Annotated in this window: 19 protein-coding genes; 5 read left to right on the top strand and 14 right to left on the bottom strand. The window is 39.7% G+C overall.

Annotated features, from left to right (window positions below; translation table 11 throughout):
• Positions 1-125 precede the first annotated feature (125 nt).
• Positions 126-425: a hypothetical protein gene (locus FFM63_RS02980; RefSeq protein WP_137608859.1), complete on the bottom strand. Its 300-nt coding sequence runs from the start codon at positions 423-425 to the stop codon at positions 126-128.
• A gap of 268 nt (positions 426-693) precedes the next feature.
• Here FFM63_RS02980 and FFM63_RS02975 point away from each other — a divergent pair, with 268 nt between their 5' ends.
• Positions 694-1,683: a diacylglycerol/lipid kinase family protein gene (locus tag FFM63_RS02975; protein WP_137608858.1), complete on the top strand. Its 990-nt coding sequence runs from the start codon at positions 694-696 to the stop codon at positions 1,681-1,683.
• A gap of 126 nt (positions 1,684-1,809) precedes the next feature.
• On the opposite strand, the gene recD2 is transcribed toward FFM63_RS02975, so the two are convergent.
• From recD2 to FFM63_RS02955, 4 genes are all read right to left on the bottom strand, one after another.
• Complete coding sequence (gene recD2, locus FFM63_RS02970; RefSeq protein ID WP_137608857.1) at positions 1,810-4,215, bottom strand: SF1B family DNA helicase RecD2; 2,406 nt, start codon at positions 4,213-4,215, stop codon at positions 1,810-1,812.
• Positions 4,216-4,251: 36 nt separating this feature from the next.
• Complete coding sequence (locus tag FFM63_RS02965; RefSeq protein WP_137608856.1) at positions 4,252-4,905, bottom strand: histidine phosphatase family protein; 654 nt, start codon at positions 4,903-4,905, stop codon at positions 4,252-4,254.
• A 25-nt stretch (positions 4,906-4,930) separates the two neighbouring features.
• Positions 4,931-5,434 (bottom strand): tRNA (uridine(34)/cytosine(34)/5-carboxymethylaminomethyluridine(34)-2'-O)-methyltransferase TrmL, encoded by a 504-nt coding sequence (gene trmL / locus FFM63_RS02960; protein WP_137608855.1) that lies wholly within the window; start codon positions 5,432-5,434, stop codon positions 4,931-4,933.
• 239 nt (positions 5,435-5,673) lie between these two features.
• Entirely contained in the window at positions 5,674-6,501 is an 828-nt protein-coding gene (locus tag FFM63_RS02955) for a methyltransferase domain-containing protein (RefSeq protein WP_137608854.1), read from the bottom strand.
• 236 nt (positions 6,502-6,737) lie between these two features.
• On the opposite strand from FFM63_RS02955, the gene FFM63_RS02950 reads away from it, so the two are divergent.
• Entirely contained in the window at positions 6,738-7,373 is a 636-nt protein-coding gene (locus tag FFM63_RS02950; RefSeq protein WP_137608853.1) for a copper homeostasis protein CutC, read from the top strand.
• 57 nt (positions 7,374-7,430) lie between these two features.
• Here FFM63_RS02950 and FFM63_RS02945 read toward each other — a convergent pair whose 3' ends face one another.
• The 5 genes from FFM63_RS02945 to yjbM all read right to left on the bottom strand — a co-directional run bounded on the left by FFM63_RS02945 (position 7,431) and on the right by yjbM (position 11,794).
• Positions 7,431-7,874, bottom strand: coding sequence for an NUDIX hydrolase (locus FFM63_RS02945; protein WP_137608852.1), 444 nt, complete (start codon positions 7,872-7,874; stop codon positions 7,431-7,433).
• A 41-nt stretch (positions 7,875-7,915) separates the two neighbouring features.
• The gene (gene mgtE, locus FFM63_RS02940; RefSeq protein WP_137608851.1) at positions 7,916-9,286 is read right to left on the bottom strand and encodes a magnesium transporter; all 1,371 of its coding nucleotides are present in this window, start codon (positions 9,284-9,286) and stop codon (positions 7,916-7,918) included.
• A gap of 168 nt (positions 9,287-9,454) precedes the next feature.
• Positions 9,455-10,348 carry an RluA family pseudouridine synthase gene (locus FFM63_RS02935; protein WP_137608850.1) on the bottom strand — a complete coding sequence of 298 codons (894 nt, stop codon included), beginning with the start codon at positions 10,346-10,348 and terminating at the stop codon, positions 9,455-9,457.
• Between the two features lie 5 nt (positions 10,349-10,353).
• The gene (locus FFM63_RS02930; protein ID WP_137608849.1) at positions 10,354-11,157 is read right to left on the bottom strand and encodes an NAD kinase; all 804 of its coding nucleotides are present in this window, start codon (positions 11,155-11,157) and stop codon (positions 10,354-10,356) included.
• Positions 11,129-11,794 (bottom strand): GTP diphosphokinase, encoded by a 666-nt coding sequence (yjbM, locus tag FFM63_RS02925; RefSeq protein ID WP_137608848.1) that lies wholly within the window; start codon positions 11,792-11,794, stop codon positions 11,129-11,131. The genes FFM63_RS02930 and yjbM overlap by 29 nt, the downstream gene beginning before the upstream one ends.
• A 210-nt stretch (positions 11,795-12,004) precedes the next feature.
• Between yjbM and FFM63_RS02920 the strand changes: the two genes are divergently transcribed.
• Both FFM63_RS02920 and FFM63_RS02915 read left to right on the top strand, forming a co-directional pair.
• Positions 12,005-12,613, top strand: a complete 609-nt coding sequence (locus tag FFM63_RS02920; RefSeq protein ID WP_137608847.1) for a CYTH domain-containing protein — start codon at positions 12,005-12,007, stop codon at positions 12,611-12,613.
• Positions 12,610-13,257, top strand: coding sequence for a DsbA family protein (locus FFM63_RS02915; protein ID WP_137608846.1), 648 nt, complete (start codon positions 12,610-12,612; stop codon positions 13,255-13,257). The genes FFM63_RS02920 and FFM63_RS02915 overlap by 4 nt, the downstream gene beginning before the upstream one ends.
• A gap of 249 nt (positions 13,258-13,506) precedes the next feature.
• On the opposite strand, the gene pepF is transcribed toward FFM63_RS02915, so the two are convergent.
• From pepF to spxA, 4 genes are all read right to left on the bottom strand, one after another.
• The gene (gene pepF, locus FFM63_RS02910) at positions 13,507-15,324 is read right to left on the bottom strand and encodes an oligoendopeptidase F (protein ID WP_137608845.1); all 1,818 of its coding nucleotides are present in this window, start codon (positions 15,322-15,324) and stop codon (positions 13,507-13,509) included.
• Positions 15,325-15,465: 141 nt separating this feature from the next.
• On the bottom strand, positions 15,466-16,467 hold the full coding sequence (locus FFM63_RS02905; RefSeq protein WP_137608844.1) for a competence protein CoiA: 1,002 nt from the start codon (positions 16,465-16,467) through the stop codon (positions 15,466-15,468).
• 160 nt (positions 16,468-16,627) lie between these two features.
• Positions 16,628-17,272 carry an adaptor protein MecA gene (locus FFM63_RS02900; protein WP_137608843.1) on the bottom strand — a complete coding sequence of 215 codons (645 nt, stop codon included), beginning with the start codon at positions 17,270-17,272 and terminating at the stop codon, positions 16,628-16,630.
• Between the two features lie 268 nt (positions 17,273-17,540).
• Entirely contained in the window at positions 17,541-17,939 is a 399-nt protein-coding gene (gene spxA / locus FFM63_RS02895; RefSeq protein ID WP_010739854.1) for a transcriptional regulator SpxA, read from the bottom strand.
• Between the two features lie 782 nt (positions 17,940-18,721).
• Between spxA and FFM63_RS02890 the strand changes: the two genes are divergently transcribed.
• Positions 18,722-19,441, top strand: a complete 720-nt coding sequence (locus tag FFM63_RS02890; RefSeq protein WP_137608842.1) for an HAD family hydrolase — start codon at positions 18,722-18,724, stop codon at positions 19,439-19,441.
• Positions 19,442-19,444 lie beyond the last annotated feature (3 nt).

Here is a 19,444-nt window from a genome sequence, read left to right as displayed (position 1 = left end):
TTATCGAACACCTTTGGAAGTATTTTTGAGTTACGTAAGTATTGATGATTTGTCTAACTTAATTTGACAATTAAGATAGCTAAAAAAAGCCTGCCTAAAAAAGACAAGCTACGTGCTAAAAGTAATTATGCTTTTTGAGGTTGTTGGACAAACCAGTCGATGATTTTTTTCTCATAATTAGATAGTTTATAGTTAGGATTCACAACAGTTGATTGACTTTCGAGATTTATTTCCGCTACTAACGTCCCCCAAAGATAAAGGGAAACCTGGGTGTTCGTATTTTTAATTTTGTATTTTTCTACTAGTGGTGCACGCGTACTGCAACATCCATAATTTCCGGAAGTCCAACGATCTTTGATAACCGCTTCACCATCCTGCTGGGCTTTTTTATACAGTTGTTCTAATTCATTGTCGATCCCTAACATGATTTGATCCTCCTTATCACAAAAAAGTATTCTTTACAAGATGATTGTATCACCTGAAGCTCAATCAATTCAATTTCGGCAAACTATCTGAAAGCATTTCGAAAATTGACTTATCTACTGAAATAATCCATACTAAAAAATAAAGCAGTTTATCAAAAAATCCCCTCAAAAAAAATAGGACCTTTAAGTTTTCATAAAAAAATTGATTCAATTTTATACAGTTCCTCTTCCCACTCTGTTATAATCATTTTTTGAAAGGATAGAGGTCATGAAGTTTCATTATCATATTTTAATCAATCCTGCAGCCGGCAGCGGCAATGCAGCGAAAACAGCAGAAACAATTATTCAGTTACTTGATAACGGTGATTACATATATACCCCCTATTACACAGAAAATCCTGGGGATGAGCGCGCGATCGTTGAGCGAATCATCGATTTGCTGAGTCCTTGGTCAACAAATAGCGAACAAGAACACGTTGATCGTTCATTTCACCTATTAGTGGTGATTGGCGGTGATGGCACATTGCATGAGGTTGTCAATCAATTTTACGCGTTAGATCGGCAACTTCCTGTCAGTTATATTCCTGCCGGATCGGGAAATGATTTTGCCCGCGGAATCGGTCTGTCACGTGATCCAGAAAAAGCGTTTGAACAAATTACTTCAGCAGAAAAACCCCAACCGATCAATACATTCCATTATGAAGAAAAAATTCGTGAAGAACAAGGAATCGTTTTGAACAATGTCGGTATTGGTCTGGATGCCTTGATCGTTGCGGCAACAAATGCCTCTTCTTCAAAAAAACTCTTGAATAAGTATCGGCTAGGATCCGCTTCTTATGCTTTACACTTAGTAAAAGCGATTTTTACGCAAAAAACGTTTCCGATCCTTGTTGAGTTGAATGGTAAGACTTTGAATTTTGAGCGGACTTTCTTATGTACGACTACAAATGTTCCTTATTTCGGCGGCGGGATCGCAATTGCACCAATGGCTGATCCGAAAAAAGACATGATTGATCTAGTCGTTGTAGAAAAGCCCAATTTACCCGCGATCTTACGTTTTCTGATTCAACTTTTGCAAAAGAAGCATACGCAAAACAAACACTATCAACATTATACCAGCAGTCGGATTCGGATCGTCTCTGTTGTCCCTCAATATGGACAGGCAGACGGCGAAGGGATGGGCGAACGATCTTTTGATCTGAATTTTTCTACTGCGACACAATATATCTGGTATGCAGACAAAAGGACTGAGAAATAAATCTACGGATTTATTTCTCGGTCCTTTTTTATCAACGTTTATTTATAAAATAGTTCATCTATACAATCAACTACTAGTCTAAATTGAAGTAATCATCTTTGGCATGTTGATCCCGCCGATTTTTCATTACATAAACATCAGCGGTGTGATCTCTTCCATCCCGATCATCGGATCAATACTTTGAGCCGCAATCAATTTGGGCGTTAAAATAGTCGGTTCATTTATAGCTGGTTGTGTTTTTTCTTCAAAATTCTTAAACGGTTCTTTTTTAGGCGGAACTGGCGCGGTCTCTGCACCTTTTGTCATGATGCGTTCAATCAAAGTAGTCTTTCGAACAGCGGATTCTCGATTGACACAGACTTGAAACGCGTCTTCTTCACCTAATAAGATCAGCAGATCCTTGCTTCGGGTCACTGCTGTATACAGCAAATTGCGCTGCAGCATCCGTGAATATTGTTTAACCATCGGCAAAAGTACCATCTTGAACTCGCTGCCTTGTGCTTTATGGATCGAACAGCAGTAGGAAAGTTTGATTTTATTCCACTCGGAACGTTTATAGCTGACTTCATTGCTGTCAAATTGAATAACCAGCTCATCGACTTTATCTTCTGATTCTTTTGCCGGTATAATCCCGACAATCATCCCCATATCACCGTTAAAAACATTCAGTTCCGGATTATTGACCAGCTGCAAAACTTTATCGCCGATTCGATAGACGACATCGTTCCACTGAACTTCTTTTTTTCGTCCATCGTTAGGATTAAAAATTTCCTGCATCATTTTATTGATGGCATCAATGCCTGCTGGACCGCGATACATTGGCGCTAATACTTGGACATCTTGCGCAGTAAATCCTTTTTTCTTTGCCCGTTCGACTACTTGTTTGATGACTTCTTCCATTTGAAAAGCGTGGCAAGCAATAAATGAACGGTCCTTTTGATTTTGCCGAAAATCTTGCGGCAACTTGCCGCCTTTGATCTCGTGAGCTAAGGGAATGATCGATGAACCGTCCCCTTGCCGATAAATATCGGTCAGCTCCATTTTAGGAATCGCTTCGATTTGCAACAAGTCATGGAAAACTTGTCCTGGGCCAACTGATGGCAATTGATCTTTATCGCCGACAAAAATTACTTGCATATTATCAGGAATTGATTTTAACAACGTATTTGCTAACCAAGTATCGACCATCGACATCTCATCAACGATCAACAAGCCACCATCCAATTCTTTAGCCTCGATATCCGGCGTATCATCATTCGCATTTAATCCTAACAACCGATGGATCGTGCTAGCCGGCAATCCGGTTGTTTCATTCATCCGCTTTGCCGCACGTCCTGTCGGTGCCGCCAAAAGGATTGGAAAAATCGCGTTCGTATAATCTTTGGAATCTAACGATAAATCATTCAATTCGGCAAATAATTTAACGATTCCATTGATAACTGTAGTTTTTCCGGTTCCGGGCCCGCCTGTCAAAATGAATAACGGCGAACGAATCGCTTCCTTGATTGCTTGATCCTGCGAGTCACCATAAGTGATCTTTAATTGCTTCTCAATCATGCGCAGTTTTTTAGCGATCGTTTCTTGCGGATAATTGATTTCTTTTTTTCGCGCCAACAACCGTTCAATCGAAGCGGCAATCCCCCACTCGCTATAAAACAAGGTATTCTCATAAATTTTCGTTGCTTCTTGTTGGATCTTTTCTTCTTCCACCAGTTGGATGATCATAGTAGCAATCTGGTCCGGCGCGATTTCAACCGGCCGCGTAGTTTCTAAAAGCTGCAAGACTTCTGTCAACAGCTGTTGCGCTTCGACATAAGTATCGCCGCTTTGATTGGCATCTTCATTGACCTGATGAAAAATTGCCGCTCGTATCCGTTGTGGACTGTCTGCTTTAATCCCTAACTGTTCAGCTAAGCTATCCGCTTTTTTAAAACCGATTCCTTCAATGTCTTCAACTAATTGGTAAGGATTTTCCGCGATCACTTCTAACGCTTCATTCCGGTAGGTTTGAAAAATTGCAAACGAGAGCTGACTGCCGAAACCATGACGGCTCAATCCAACGATGATCTGTTCCATCCCGTGATTTTGACGAATGGTCTCGACGATTACTTTTTGTTTTTTACTATTTAAATTAGGAATCTTAGCTAATACAGCTGGATTTTCCATGATCTGGTCGATTGCTTCTTCACCTAAGACTTCAATTATTTTTTCAGCCGTTTTCTTTCCAATACCAGGAAATTTCTCGCTTGAAAGATAATTGATTAAGCCATTAGCCGAAGTCGGATGTGCCTGCTCATAGCTTTCGACTAAAAATTGTTTACCATATCGAGGATGCTCTACAAAATGTCCGAGAAAACGATAATCTTCGTCTTCTTGCATATCGCCAAAACTGCCAGTGACTACAATTTCCTGTTCAAGATAATCGCTGTTCGTCTCACTGACTTTGATCAGCATAACTTTGTAAAAATTGCTGGGATTTTGAAAAAAGATTACTTTTAAGGTTCCCACAATGTATAACTGTTCATCTGACATTTTGCCGCTCCTCCTTTCTAAAATATTCATTGCTAATTAAAGTAAAGAATCCGGTTTTGGACCAATTCCTTCTAAAAAGCTGACATCGTTCCATTGAATCAATTTATACGGTAGTTTATCGTCCGCTTCTAAAATGGTCAAACTATTATTGAACAACCCGCCCATCGCGCGCAGTTCGCCTAATGATTTACCTGTCAATGCTTGAACTGCCGCAGTCAATGCGGCGCCGTGCCCAACAAAAAGCAACGGTCCAGTTTGAGCTTCAGCTACCGCTTTTTCGACTAAATCATTGACCCGCTTCAACATATCTTCAATTTTCTCTCCGTCAAATGGGATTGGATCATATAAATCTAAGTGATGACGCAGATTTACCATATCTTCCGGGTAGCGTTCCATGATCACAGGAATCAGTTGACCTTCCAAAGTGCCTAAGCCAAGTTCTCGCAAGTCTTCTGAACGAACGATCTCAGCGGGTTGTACTAATTGTTTGTTGAGCCCTTCTGCAGTCAGATACGCCCGTTTCAAACTGCTAGTATAAATTTTTTCAAAAGGAATGTCTTTCAATTCATTTCCTAAAGCTTCGATCGCCGCTAAACTTTCCGGCAGTAAAGGAGAATCCCCCATCATTCCTTGGAAACGTTTCTCTTGATTCCAACGAGTCTTGCCATGACGTGTAAAGTAAAGTTTCATAAAATTTCCTCTCTAAGTCCTTTATTTAGTCCAACTTATCGTGTTCGTAATGATGCGTCAATTCTAACTGCGGAAAATCTTGTTGACGCAGCGCTTCGTAAACAACTAAAGCAACCGTATTGGAAAGATTCAGTGAACGAACATGTTCATCATTCATTGGAATCCGCAAACATTTTTCTTCATTTTCCCGCATGAATTCTTCCGGTAGCCCCGTCGTCTCTTTTCCAAACATAAAGAAATGATCACCTTTAGTATAATTAATTTCTGAATAGGTTGCGTTGGCAAATTTTGTGACCAAATGCAACGGTTGATCGCCTAAATAATCTAAAAAAGCTGCCAAATTTTGATGGTAAGTAATGTTCACGTCATTCCAATAATCAAGACCCGCCCGTTTCAAATGTTTGTCATCAGTGGAAAAGCCTAGAGGTTCAATCAAATGCAGCGGTGAATTGGTCGCCGCACAAGTCCGTGCGATATTTCCTGTATTAGCAGGAATCTGTGGTTCAAATAATACGATATGGTTTGTCATGATAGTTCCCTCGTTCTGATTTAAGATTTATTTTCATAAAACTGCTTTTAAACAAAAAAAAACGTACCAACTCGGTGTCTAGCACGGCGAGTCACTACGTTAGTGAAGCACTTTTCACTAACTTTTATCAGAACAGGAACCTGATAAAAACCAATGAAAAACAACTTGATAGTACTATAACATCACGAAGTAACAAATGCAACCTTCTGTTTTCATGAATTCAAATGAAAACGATTACTCTAATGCCCTTTTAATATTTCGACATCAATTGTTATTTTCCTCAAAGGATCTTGCGCTAAATTCGCTTTTATTTCCGCAGGGACCTGCCATTCTAACGGTGACATCTCTAACAGATCTAAGCGATTTTCTGCCGGGATCTCGAACTCATAAGTGACTCGTTCCCGCTGATCGATTTGCATTTCTGCGGCAAATCGTTGAATGACCGCTTCATTCGAATACGCTTTGCCATCAGGATGGTAGACTGCACGCAATTCTTGTAAATAGCCGGTTTGCGGAACAACTTTGATCACACAGCCATCCGGTTTTAACACACGTTTGAATTCACGATATTGTGAAGGTGAAAAAATATTTAAAATCGTATCGAAGGATTGATCAGTAAATGGCAGATTTGTTAGATCTGCGACACACCAAAAAGCCTCGGTCGGTTGATTGCTGGCTAAATAGATCCCTTCTTTAGCAATGTCAAAGCCGATCGTTACTGGATTTTTCTTTAATTGGGTAATTTGCTGCACAAAGCTGCCTTCCCCGCAACCCACATCTAATAAATTACCCGTTTGGATCAGCTGAGCAATTTTTTCGATGACCGGTTGATACATCCCCGAACGGATCATTCGTCCACGCGGTGCAAACATTTGATTGTCATAGTCCGTCTTGATTTGATGGTCTAAAAAGTACAACGTGCCTTTTTTCGACAAGTCAAAGCGATGACCATTTACACAAATCAAACTTTTTTCTTGTTGGATCATTTCATGGCGGCATTTTGGACAGCAGAACAGCTCATGCTGCTCTGCTAAAAACAAAGCACTCCGCTCAATTTTTTTAAGCATTTTTTCACTTCCTTTTTGCTGATTATCATAGCACAGTTCTGCTATTCCTACTATCACCGAGATATGCTAAACTAGATGCGAGGCGTGCTTGAAGTTTAGCATCACGATTTATACTGGAATTTCATGCAGAAAAACGATTCTGCTTTAGGCAGAGCGTTAAGCTGAACGTTTCTTCTGATTGAGACCGTTCTACCTCAACTATTGATTTTAATACTAAAAAACTGGAGGATTGAATCTTGATTAAAGAATTTTGTGCGGAAAATTATACGGATATCCCAAAAGCGATCCAAGCAGGAGCCGGCCGGATTGAATTATGCGACAACTTAGCTGTCGGCGGTACGACCCCTAGCATGGGAGTGATTGAAGAAGTTTTAGCTTTTGCTGGTGAAAAACATATACCAGTCATGACTATGATCCGACCGCGCGGCGGAGATTTTGTCTATAACGATATTGAACTAAAGATTATGGAAAATGATTTGATCCATGCTAAAAATGCAGGAACTGATGGCGTTGTGTTTGGCTGTTTGACAGAAAATAATGCAGTCGATGAAGAAGCCTTAGAAATGTTGTTGGGCAACAGTGCGGGCTTGATGACGACTTTTCATATGGCCTTTGATGAACTTTCAAAAGAAGAACAATTTAAAACGATCGATTGGTTTGCGCAACTGGGAATCGACCGAATCCTTACTCATGGCGGTCCCGCATCCGCTACGATCGATGAAACCCTGCCGCATTTGAAAGAATTAGTCGATTACGCGGCTGGACGCATTATTATTTTGCCCGGCGGAGGAATCACCGCAGAAAACGCGGAAAGAATTGCACAGACATTAGGGGTAAACGAACTGCACGGCACAAAGATTGTAGCTAATTAACAAAAAACGGTATTACCATCATCTTTTTTACACTTGAAGGGCTATGACAGTTGATTGTCACAGCCCTCCTTTTTTAGTAATAAATTTTTCGATTCGAGCAAACCAACGATTTTGTTTAAAACGCCACCGGACTGGATAACGTCCCGTCAAATAATCCTTAATCTGGCGATGCCGATCCGGAAAAATATTCAGCGGCAGATTATGGATATCAAAAAAGTTGAAAGCCCCGTAGTCCTGCGATTCCATCCTGCTTTGCGAAACCGTTTCTTGTACTTTATACACATACGTGATTTCTTCGTGATACTCTTTTGTATAAATACCAATCAGGTCTTCCACGGTACTATCAAAAGAAAGCAATTCCTTGATTAGGCGCCGCATTCCGTCTCGCTCCTTTTCATTTGGAAGCAGAGCACCTCCCGGCAAATCCCAAACAGGCATTCCCGGCCGGCGAACCAATAAAATCAATCCATTACGAATAATAATGGCATAAGCATTTTTCAAAATTCCCCACTACTTTCAGCATATGTCTTTTAAATCAGCAATTATTGTCCAATAAACCGTTCCATAAAGAGGCTGGCAATATTGAAATAAATCAGGACACTGGTCAAATCACTCAAGGTGGTGATAAACGGACCGCTGGCAACTGCCGGGTCAAATCCTAACCGCTCCATGACCATCGGGATCCAGCTGCCGGCTAACGTTGCTACTGTAATAGCCGCCATCATCGCCGTACCAATCACAAAACCTAAAATAAAATTATGTTTCCAAATACCGACAATGATAAAAATCGTTATACCTGTTACTAATCCCGTTACTAATCCAGTCAAAATCTCGCCAAGGACCAGCTTGCCAAAATTCTTTTCGCTGTCATCAGAAATCGCTAAGCGTCGCACAGCAACCGCCAAAGATTGCGTTCCGGCATTACCGGCAGTTCCTGTAATCAGTGAGATAAAAACGGCTAAGATACTTGCTTTACTAACCAGCGCTTCATAATGATTGATCAATGTTGCAGTCGTCATTCCTAAAAACAGCAGCGTAATCAGCCAGGGTAATCGTCTTGACGCTGCCTTGACAGGATTCTCATCGACTTCATCGACATTGACCCCCGCCAAACCAGAGTAATCACTAGCCGCTTCATCATCGATTACATCAATGATATCATCGACAGTCACGATTCCCAACAAATGATCCTCATAATCTGTTACAGGCAAGGCAAGGAAATCATAGTCACGAAATGTTTGCGCGACGTCTTCTTGGTCATCGCCTACGTGAACTGAGATTACCCGCTCGCTCATCACTTCGGCGACCATCGTATCGTCATCATTGATGATCAAATCACGCAGTGAAATTACCCCCACTAATTGATTGTCATCATTTACGACATACGTATAATAAATTGTTTCAGCGATTTGAGCTTCCTTTTTCAAAACATACATGGCCGAACGAACCGTTTGATTTGCCACGATCGAAACAAACTCTGTCGTCATCAAAGACCCGGCTGTGTCATCTTCATAATGAAGCAGATCGCGGATCTCATTGGCGTGTTCAGAATCCATCAAACTCAAGTATTTCGCTACTGGTTTTTTATCCAGCTCATTCAGCAAATCCACCGCGTTATCCGTATACATCTCAGACAGCATATCAGCGGCATATTGCGGACGCATCTCGGTCAAATACTCATCTACATAATCATCGTCTTCTTCAATGACGTCAAACATATCCGCCAATTCTTTAGGTGACAGGTACGAGTACATGAGCTGTCGTTCTTCTTGATTCAGAGATTGATAAAATTGTCCTTGATCATAAAAATGCAGCTCCAAAAAGTGGTCACGAAAGGCCTGTAAATCATTCTGATCCAGTTCCTCCCGTAATTGTTGGAAATGTCTTTCTAGTTCTTCTTGGTTCTCATCCATCAATCTCACCTCACTCGTTTTAATAAATTATTTCGCACAAAAAAACAATGCTGCTCGTTTCAATATCGTTTTGATCAGCAAACACTTAGTTTCATTTTTGCACCGAACTTTTTTCTGTCATTGACAGCTTCGATCATTTAACGTCAGCGTATCTTTTAATTTATCTTTTTAAATCATCTCGGCAATTTTTTCCATATCTGCAGCCAGCGGCAGTTCAAAAGATAATTCTTCACCAGTAAATGGATGCGGAAATGTCAGCGAGTAACAATGCAACGCTTGCCGCTCGATTCCCAGATTCATTGCACCTGCATAAAGATCGTCACCTAATAACGGACAGCCAATTGCTGAAAGATGTACCCGAATTTGATGGGTCCGCCCGGTGTGTAATTGAACATCCACTAAAGCACACGATTGATTTCGTTTTTTCAACCAATATTCAGTCTCAGCCTCTTGACCCGTTTCGATTACTTGACGCTTTAATAAGGAAGATAGGTCACGACCGATGGGTAAAGAAATATCCCCGTGCTTTTTTAATGCGGCTACTTCGCCAGAAACCAATGCTTGATATTTTTTGATAAACTGCTTTTTTTGCAAACTTTGATCCAGCTTCGCATGAGCAAAACCATGTTTAGCAAACAGCATCAACCCCGAAGTATCCCGATCCAAACGTGTCACAACGTGGACTACTTGGTTGGTATAATTCTTAGCCACATAATAGGCCTTGACTCGATTTGCCATCGTCCCCCGCGGATGATACTGCGCCGGGATAGAAGCAATCCCTGCCGGTTTATTGATTACTAATACGTGCGCATCTTCAAAGACAACTTCAATGGGCACATCATCTGCTAACAACGTCTCATGTGGTTCTTCGTCTGGAATCACAACAGTTACCATATCATGGGGTTTTAAAGAAAACAAGACGTTTTGTTCGGTCTCATTTACTAAAATTTTCCCACCTTTAAATTTAATTTTAGCTAGTAATTTTTTTGAAATGCCTTGACGTTTTAGAAACGTCCGTACGAGCAAACTTTCCTGCTCCTGATAAGTCCATTTGAATTCCACAAAAATTAATCCTCTCGAATAAAAGCATCTTTGACCCGATGCCAGAAATGCATATGCCGATAAGAAGCGAAATGAATCCGTTCATCGGCGATTCTATACTTGATCGATACGATATCCTTTCGAATGATATCAAGTTGATCGATCGTAATCAAATGTTCCTCATTGCTTTTTAAGCGAACATCAATCCATTCATGAGAACCGATGATGCTGGGTGAACCTAACGTTCGAAAGACACGATTATTTAATGAAGCGATCTCCGCTAATTGCATCGCGTTGATGCTTGGATGAACGACTGCCCCGCCAACACTTTTATTATACGCTGTCGAGCCGGTCGGTGTAGAGATTGCTAAGCCGTCACCGCGAAAGCGTTCAAACAGTTCTTCTTTAATGTACACATCCGCCACCATCGTACGGCTGCCTTTGCGGATCGTGGATTCATTCAACGCTAAAAAGTGCCGCTGATCGCCGCTGCGAGTAGTCAAAACGACATCTAATAACGGATAACTGACACTTTTGCCTTGCTCACCGCTTAAACTATCGACTAGTTCAGGCAATTCATAATCCCGCCAATCGGTGTAAAAGCCTAAATGGCCGGTGTGGACTCCCAAAAAACGGACTTCATTCAAACGGTGGTTGTAGCGATGAAAAGCCGATAACAATGTGCCGTCCCCACCAATCGTGATCACAAGTTCCGGATCACGTTCAACGATTTCTAAATCGTCTTTATCCGCTAATAATCCCCGCAAACGTTGCAACACTAGAATTGATTTTTCTTCTTGATTATGGATGATTCCGATCCTTAAAGTCATGCTGTCCCACTTCTTTCTTTTGTTCCTTGCGATTGAATACATGCTGTGCTTCTTGAATCTCACCGCGGATGCTGGACATTTCTTCATCCAATTGATAGGCCGCCTCAGCAGCACGGAATAACCGTCTTTGGATCTCTTCAGGAATTTGTCCTTTATATTTATAATTCATCGAATGTTCAATAGTCGCCCAAAAGTTCATCGACAATGTCCGTATTTGGATTTCAGCGAGCAATTTTTTCTCGCCTTCCAACATTTGGACTGGATATTCGATAACTAAATGATACGAACGATAGCCGCTGGCCTTTCGGTTTGTAATGTAGTCTCGCTCTTGAATGATTTTCATATCATTTCGCCGCCGTAAAATTTCTACGACTAGCGGAATGTCTTCCACAAACTGACACATGATACGCATTCCCGCCATATCAGACATCTCGTCTTCCAGCCGATTCAATGGGATCCCCCGCAGTTCCGCTTTGTTAGTAATGCTTTCTACAGGTTTGACACGTCCAGTCACAAATTCGATTGGAACATGTTCCCCGCTCGTTCGATATTGTTTGCGTAATCCGCGTAATTTTATTTTTAATTCAGCTACTGCCAATTCATAAGGCGCAAGAAATGTATCCCAGTCTCTCTCCATTATAGATCCCCCGCTTCTATTTCCATTCCTTACTTATCTTATCATAAACTTTCATTTCGATAGAAAAAAATGTCATATTTTTGTCCCTTAACAAATATTACAAGACGCTAACATTTTCACAAATTCAATTCTAATTGTTTGACTATTTAACATATTTTATGTGAGGATACCTAGTATTAGAAGTTTTTATAGATCAGGAGTAGAATAAATTTGAGTAAAGAAATTGAAATCGAATTCAAGAGTATGCTGACAAATGATGAATACGAACGCTTGTTACATTACTACACGATTACGAATGATCAATTTGTCATACAGACGAATCTTTATTTTGATACCGTCGATTTTCAACTAAAACAACAAGGTATGGGATTAAGAATTCTCCGCTTTGCCGAAAAAGCTGAGGCAACTTTAAAAGTTCCCCAATCAATCGGTCTTTTAGAAATCACCGATACACTCACCCTTGCGGATACAGAGCAAGCGTTGCAAAATAATCAATTCACCTCCAAAGCTATCGAAATTTTAGCACAGCTACACAATTTAGCTATCTCCTTAACTGACTTGCACTTGATTGGACAATTGACGACTAAAAGAGTCGAGTTCATGATCCCAGAAGGAAAATTAGCACTAGATGAAAGCTGGTATAGTGATCAGCACGACTTTGAATTGGAAATAGAAGTTCCTGATGCTAGTTATGGTGAGGCTGAATTCAAACAATTGCTGAATAATTTTCAGCTGCCGTATCGAAAAACACAAAATAAAATTGTTCGTGCCGTCGCTGCACAACAGAAACGGGATAAAAAGACGGAGGGATTCCAGTGATTGAGATTTATTTGTTTGTTAATCCAATTGGCACAAGCTGTTTATCGATTGAACGGCGAATCATCGATTTGATCAAAGCATACGACATGAATATCCAACTGCGTTTGATCCCTATCATGAATTTACAGACGGTCTCAGAGTTTATGAACCGGCTGGGCATATCGGAAAAAGATACCCAATTAAGAACAGAATTATCCCAAGAAATTCATTCTGCGACACTGGACGTCAAAGCTGCTCATTTACAAGGAAAAAAACGCGGACGCGACTTCCTAGTCGAGTTGCAAAAAGTCGTTGGTGAACAAAAACAACCTTATTCAAAAAAGTTGGCTATCCAGCTTTTCAATAAAGTTGGCGGTGACTTAGAAATGTTTTTAGAAGATCGCCACTCGGATTTTGTTCAAGAAGCATTCTTAGCCGATCAGCAAATTGCTCATGAAATGAAGATCACCTCCCATCCTTCAACAGTGATTTATAATTATGGTGAAGGGTGCGACGCAGGGATCCTCATTGAAGGGTGCGACATGATCCATCATATTTTAGATACCTATAATACAAAAGAATCATTGACCGCTTTTTTAGAATTGCAAAATAAAACTGCGGCAATCAGTCGATCTGAATTTGACCATCATTTATCACTAATCTAAAAATAGGCTGGGACTTCTCAGCCTATTTTTAGTACAATCAGAAAATGCAACGGCAAGGATCCCCCCACATTTTACAAACTATTTCTATATCTAAGGAAAGGGAGAGCGACAAAAAATCTTGTCACTCTCCCTTTTTTTCGAATAAACGGCAAGAAGTAGCTGCTGCTTAAACCGAAACTTTGAAAAATAATTTCCTCAAATTCCTTTTTACTTCTTGAAGCTGTCCGCTTCTGTTACAACCTTAATTCGCTATTTTTTTAATTTTCCTACTAACTCTTCTAATTCATCTAATCGCCGCGCAAAAATCTCCATCGCGTCCTCGATGTAAGTTGGCTGCGTCATATCGACGCCAGCTTTTTTCATGACTTCGATTGGATAATCACTACTGCCTGATTTTAAGTAAGTCAAGTATTTCTCTAATGCCTCAGGCTCACCTTCAACGATTCTTTTTGCTAACGCGCTTGCCGCTGAGAAGCCAGTTGCGTATTGATACACATAATAATTATAGTAGAAATGAGGGATCCGTGCCCATTCATCTTTGATCTCTTCATCATTTACTACGACAGGCCCATAATATTTTGCATTCAATTCACTATAGAACTCGCTTAAATGTTCACTGGTCAACGGATTCCCAGCTGCATCTTCCGTGTGAATAAAATGTTCAAACTCTGCAAATTGTGTTTGACGGAAAATCGTTCCTTTGAACCCATCCAAATAATGATTAATGATATAGACTTGGACTTCAGGATCTTTTTCTGTTTCTAACAAATAGCTTGTCAACAGGTTTTCATTCGTCGTCGAGGCGATTTCAGCTAAGAAGATCGAATAATCCCCATAAACATACGGTTGAGCATGGCGGGTGAAGTAGCTGTGGACACTGTGTCCCATCTCATGGACCAGCGTATACAATTCATCTAATCGATCGTGCCAGTTCAATAAAATATAAGGTTGAGTGTCGTACGCTCCAGAAGAATAGGCGCCGCTGCGCTTGCCTTGATTTTCAACAACATCGATCCAGCGTTCCGCAAAAGCTTCTTTCACAACTTCCAAGTATTCTTCACCTAATGGTTTCAAAGCGGCAAGAACTTTTTCTTGTGCTTCTTCGTAAGTAAATTTTATCGGTGCGTCAGCTAAAAGCGGCGTGTATAGATCGTACATGTGAAGCTCTTCCACTCCCAGCAGTTCTTTTCGTAATTCTACATAGCGATGTAGCAACGGCAAGTATTGATTGACCACTAACGTCAAAGTTTCATAAACATCTTCCGGGATATGATTTCCGCTTAATGCCGCTTCACGCGCTGAACGATACCCGCGGACTTTTGCTTTATAATTGTGGCCTTTGATATGAGTGCTCAATGTTGACGCAAATGTATTGCGGAATTGATGGTACACGGTGTACAAAGCTTGAAATGCTTGCTTGCGAACAGTACGATCCGTACTTTCTAATAATTGACCATAAACACCGTGTGTCAATTGGACATCTTCACCAGCTTCATTTTTGACCACTGGAAATTTTAAATCCGCATTATTCATAACGGAAAAAGTATCCGCTGAGCTGCCGAAAATCTCACTAGCTCCTGCTAGCAACGCTTCTTGTTCAGCCGGTAAAATATGTGCTCTTTCAGAAATAATTTGTTCAACAAAATGACGGTACAAGGCTAGTTTAGGTTCTGCTTCAAAAAATGCCTGGATCTCTTGATCTGACAGTTGCAGCATTTCTGGTTCGAACCAGCTGACAGCTTCGCTAACTTGCGCGATCAAACTAGATGCTCGAGCATAAAGGGCTTGATTAGCTGTATTTGCAGTATCCTCATCATTTTTCAAATGGGCGTAAACATAAATAACTTCTGCTTTGCGATAAATATCTAACACGTATTCGATCGCGGTTAAAAATTCTGTTGCTCCTTGTCCCAAACTGCCTTTGACCGTATCGACTTCCGTCAATTCTTTAGCTAAAGCTTGGAATTTTACTTCAAACGCAGCATCATCTGCAAAAATTTTAGTCAAATCCCAAGTCAATTCAGCCGGTACTTCTTGGCGTTTTGGCAATTGTTTTGCTTCACTCATAAAAACACTCCTAACTCGTTTGCTTTTTTCTAAGCATAACTCTACTGGCAATCGTTGTTTCCCACACGTATGCGGAACAACGCCGCATTGATTTTTCAATCTCAATCTTACCACAATTTAGGAAAAAGTATTTTTAAAAGCTCAGCGAATCGCTGAAATTTTAGCCTTTCTTTGACAAAAAATCGCCTCAAGATACAGTCTTTCTAAAATTTCTTGCTGATCCACTTGATGAAAGACCCATTCTTTTTGGTTTTCGGCACGATAAGCTAAAAATTTTTGGAAAATAAGTGAAGCATTCTTTGCCTCTTTTTGAAACAAATAACGAAAGACTAAAAGATCTTCTTGGTAAAAAAAGAAATAACGGCTGGGAAAATACATCCACTCCGGCAAAAACAACAGATGCCGGTGTTCCTGATAGAAGTAGTGTTGCAATCCCCGAATCTTGGGATTTCTTTGAACTAACTTCATGCTCAACGCCAGCTTCCAATTGTTTCTCTTCTCAATGGTAGGCAAAAGTGGGAGCGGCCGTTCAAAAACAGACGATTGGAAGATTTCACTCAGTGATTGCGAATAACTAGGCCAACAAGCTTCCCGATAAACAAACTGTTCTCCTTCATAAATATGATAAAGCAGGCGAAGCTGATCTTTTTCCAACAACCATAAATGGATTCCTTTTACTTGATCGAATGAACAAAACTGCCGCTGCAAATGTGTCAGCCGATCTGCAGGCCATAATTTCTGCCCCAACAGCCACCAATTTTGATACCCTTTTTGATTATAACCGTTGATTCGTTCGGCCAAGCGTGAGCCGTTTATCACGGAACATTGGATTTCTACGGCTAAATTTTCCCGCAGTAAATCGGGGCGCTGCGCCAGATCAGTCAGCGGTTCTTCCATTTTCCAGCCGCACTCAAAATGCTCGCCCCAGTCTAAAAATAATTGTTTCAGCTGCAAATGTTCCTGTGTCTCGCCCTCACTCAAGCCAAAACAATTGGTCCCACTAGTATGGGCAAAGTGCGGAATCTTTATTTTTCCAGCTTTACGAATCACCGACTCGCCGCAATCTGGGCAAAAACAGTTCTTTTCATCGATCTGCTCTGAAGCTGCGATCAGCTTTTTTTCTTCAGTGTAAGCAAACAACATTTTCTTCACCTCAAAAAAAGATACGCAATTACTCAGCTGAAATAAATTTTTTACTCATTTATAGAATTGATTTCAACGAAAAAAGGTCTGCGACTTAAGCCACAGACCTTAGGCATCTCACAGAATTTTTTTCTGCCGACACTTTATTTTTAAAAATTTTTTAGTTGAAATATGAACGAGTCGTTTCAATCGCATCTTGCTTCATCAAAAGTTTCCCATATTCTTCCAACATTTCTGTAGATACAGAAGAATCTTGCGCATACTCTAAAATTTCTGCTGTAACATCAGAAAACGCATGCTCGCCAAAAATTTCAGGGTCAAAATAAACCTGCAAGTAGTAGGTCTCATTTAATAGATACAAATCACACCAGGCATCATCTAAAAAGTGATAGCTTGCTAATTCGATCATATCCTCAAAACTACCTAACTGAAAAACGCGTAAACGGCTTATTTCTCCGCTCTCATCAAGACTTTCAGAGTTAGCTAAGATTTGTTGGCGAATCAATTGATCAAAATCATTTGACTCGAACTCAGCAGAATCATTCATCTTGTTAAGATCTTCAGGTGTCAGATTTTTACTGATAAATAGTTCTAAACCGTCATTTTTGGGAAGCACTTGAAAAGTGACTGCTTCGCTGCTCTTGAACTCATCTTCAATATCGACTTCTTCTAAGATACTGTAAAAGAAAGATTCGATCTCGCGATGGTTTCCTAGTAAATCTAAGAAAGTAATTCCACGTTCAGCTAGATCTTCATTCTCAATAATAACTCGGATCGTATTCTCATTGATGTGTTCCATCTCCATATTGGCACACCTCACTTTAAAGATAGATTATATGTTCATTGTAACTGATTACTTTTAAAAGTAAAGAAAGCCGTTGAATTTTATTGAAATCTATAAATAAACGCAACAAATCGGTTTCTACAAATTAAAAACTTCCATTTTATTTACTCCCTCTGACCCGTTGAGCTAAACAGAAACGTACAAAGGCTATTTCTGAATCGTGGAGAAAGTGCATTCCTATAAATGATTACTAGACAAAAAAATACCCCGACTCAGCGGGGTACTGCTTTTATAATCCAGCCATCAATTGGGCTTGACGTAATTCATATTGGCGAACGTCACGTGGCAAGAACCGACGAATTTCATCTTCGTTGAAACCCACTTGCAAACGTTTCTCATCTATCATAATCGGACGACGCAACAATCCAGGATTTTCTTTAACTAAATCCAATAATTCTTTCAGTGACAATTCATCTAAATCCATATTCAACTTTTGGAAAACTTTCGAACGGGTTGAAATGATTTCTTCTGTTCCGTCTTCAGTCATTTGTAAGATGGCCTTTAACTCATCAATATTCAATGGCTCAGAAAAGATATTACGTTCAACATAAGGAATCTCATGTTCCTGCAGCCAAGCACGTGCTTTCCGACATGATGTACAACTAGGGGAAGTATATAGCGTTAACATACATATCACTCCTTTTCTTGACTCTCAATTTTTTTGTAACAGGTAATTACCGCTTCCTGCTATCTGTTTCTATTATACAAAAAAAAGGTAACAAAAAAAAGAGCTGTCTTGCTTTTTTTTTACAAATATTAACGTTATTTAATCTTAGGCGACCAAATATAAGCTATCACGACACTTCCGCATTTTTAAGATGAGAAAACAGTGGCATGTTTTTCATTTTACAATGTGATATAACACACCATATATCTGTACTATTTTTTATTTTATTTTTATTAAATGATCAATTTTATTTTAAAAAAAATTTTTTTATCTTCTCAAAAATGGACGATAATTTTTTGCAAAAACTAAAAAACTGTATATAAAACTTTATATATCAAGCTCTTTTTAGAATGATTTTAAAATAGAACAACAATTAAAATGCTGACATCAGCTTTTTATAGTTATTTTATTTTATCCTCTCCGTCGTTTTCCTGTACTAGCTATTTTACTAAGTCTACTTTCTAAGAATAGATACAGTTTTCAAATAGCCAAAAAAATAAAAAATAGATCAGCCTATTAAATAAATTTTAAGCTTAATTTTTTGAGGATATATTTACCTTTCCAATCATTATTTTTCTCCTTAAGAATATTTTTGATTGATTCGCATTCATGTTTTTTTCAATAGATTAAATCCTACATAACATAACAAGCAGTGACTTAAATGATGTATTTTTCATTTAATTTCATTAAAACCAATAAATTTTTGCTATAATAAAACTATTCAAAAATTAGGAGTGAGTCGATTGATTCAAGGAATTGTATTTGATTTAGATGATACCTTATACGAGCAACAAGCGCCGTTTGCTGACGCGATTACTGCCTTATTTCCAACTTTTCCGCTAACAAAAATGAACGCACTATTCATCCGCTTTCGCCACTACAGTGATTTGCATTACCTAAAGTCGATCACTGGCGAATGGTCTTTAGCAAAAATGCGCTACGAAAGAATCCGACTGGCATTCGCTGATTTTGATTTTGTACCAGCCGATTCTGAATTGGATGCATTTCAAGCCGCGTATGATCAGGCGTTGCAATCAATCGCTCTACCTGCTGAAATCAGCGCTTCCTTAGATTATTTGAACCAGCAAGAAGTACCAATCGGAATCATCACAAATGGACCGGTAAAGCGGCAGACAGACAAAATCAACGCCTTGCAACTAACGAATTGGATCAATCAAGAAAATATTATCATTTCTGATGGCGTACAGATTCAAAAACCTGATCCTGATATTTTCCGTTTAATGGAAGAAAAATTGAACTTGACGCCTGATTCTCTTTTATACGTGGGTGATAGTTTTGATAACGATGTGCTCGGTGCGAAAGCTGCTGGATGGTCTGTCTGGTGGTTCAATCATCAAAAACGGATGATCACAAGTGATCAAACAGCGATCTACGATGAAGAGATTACAAGTTTTAAAGAGTTGAACAACGCTTTTATCACTAAAAAAAGTTTGCAACGCTAAGCG

This window comes from Enterococcus pingfangensis, from assembly GCF_005405205.1.
In the GTDB taxonomy this organism is placed as follows: domain Bacteria; phylum Bacillota; class Bacilli; order Lactobacillales; family Enterococcaceae; genus Enterococcus_A; species Enterococcus_A pingfangensis.
Note: the sequence above shows the minus strand (reverse complement) of the source record. Positions and strands in the feature narration are given on the sequence as shown.

Excerpts from the sequence above, each read along its gene's own strand:
- FFM63_RS02980 (WP_137608859.1), bottom strand. The coding sequence starts at position 425 with ATGTTAGGGATCGACAATGAATTAGAACAACTGTATAAAAAAGCCCAG.
- FFM63_RS02975 (WP_137608858.1), top strand. The coding sequence starts at position 694 with ATGAAGTTTCATTATCATATTTTAATCAATCCTGCAGCCGGCAGCGGC.
- recD2 (WP_137608857.1), bottom strand. The coding sequence starts at position 4,215 with ATGTCAGATGAACAGTTATACATTGTGGGAACCTTAAAAGTAATCTTT.
- FFM63_RS02965 (WP_137608856.1), bottom strand. The coding sequence starts at position 4,905 with ATGAAACTTTACTTTACACGTCATGGCAAGACTCGTTGGAATCAAGAG.
- trmL (WP_137608855.1), bottom strand. The coding sequence starts at position 5,434 with ATGACAAACCATATCGTATTATTTGAACCACAGATTCCTGCTAATACA.
- FFM63_RS02955 (WP_137608854.1), bottom strand. The coding sequence starts at position 6,501 with ATGCTTAAAAAAATTGAGCGGAGTGCTTTGTTTTTAGCAGAGCAGCAT.
- mgtE (WP_137608851.1), bottom strand. The coding sequence starts at position 9,286 with ATGGATGAGAACCAAGAAGAACTAGAAAGACATTTCCAACAATTACGG.
- FFM63_RS02930 (WP_137608849.1), bottom strand. The coding sequence starts at position 11,157 with ATGACTTTAAGGATCGGAATCATCCATAATCAAGAAGAAAAATCAATT.
- yjbM (WP_137608848.1), bottom strand. The coding sequence starts at position 11,794 with ATGGAGAGAGACTGGGATACATTTCTTGCGCCTTATGAATTGGCAGTA.
- pepF (WP_137608845.1), bottom strand. The coding sequence starts at position 15,324 with ATGAGTGAAGCAAAACAATTGCCAAAACGCCAAGAAGTACCGGCTGAA.
- FFM63_RS02905 (WP_137608844.1), bottom strand. The coding sequence starts at position 16,467 with ATGTTGTTTGCTTACACTGAAGAAAAAAAGCTGATCGCAGCTTCAGAG.
- FFM63_RS02900 (WP_137608843.1), bottom strand. The coding sequence starts at position 17,272 with ATGGAGATGGAACACATCAATGAGAATACGATCCGAGTTATTATTGAG.
- spxA (WP_010739854.1), bottom strand. The coding sequence starts at position 17,939 with ATGTTAACGCTATATACTTCCCCTAGTTGTACATCATGTCGGAAAGCA.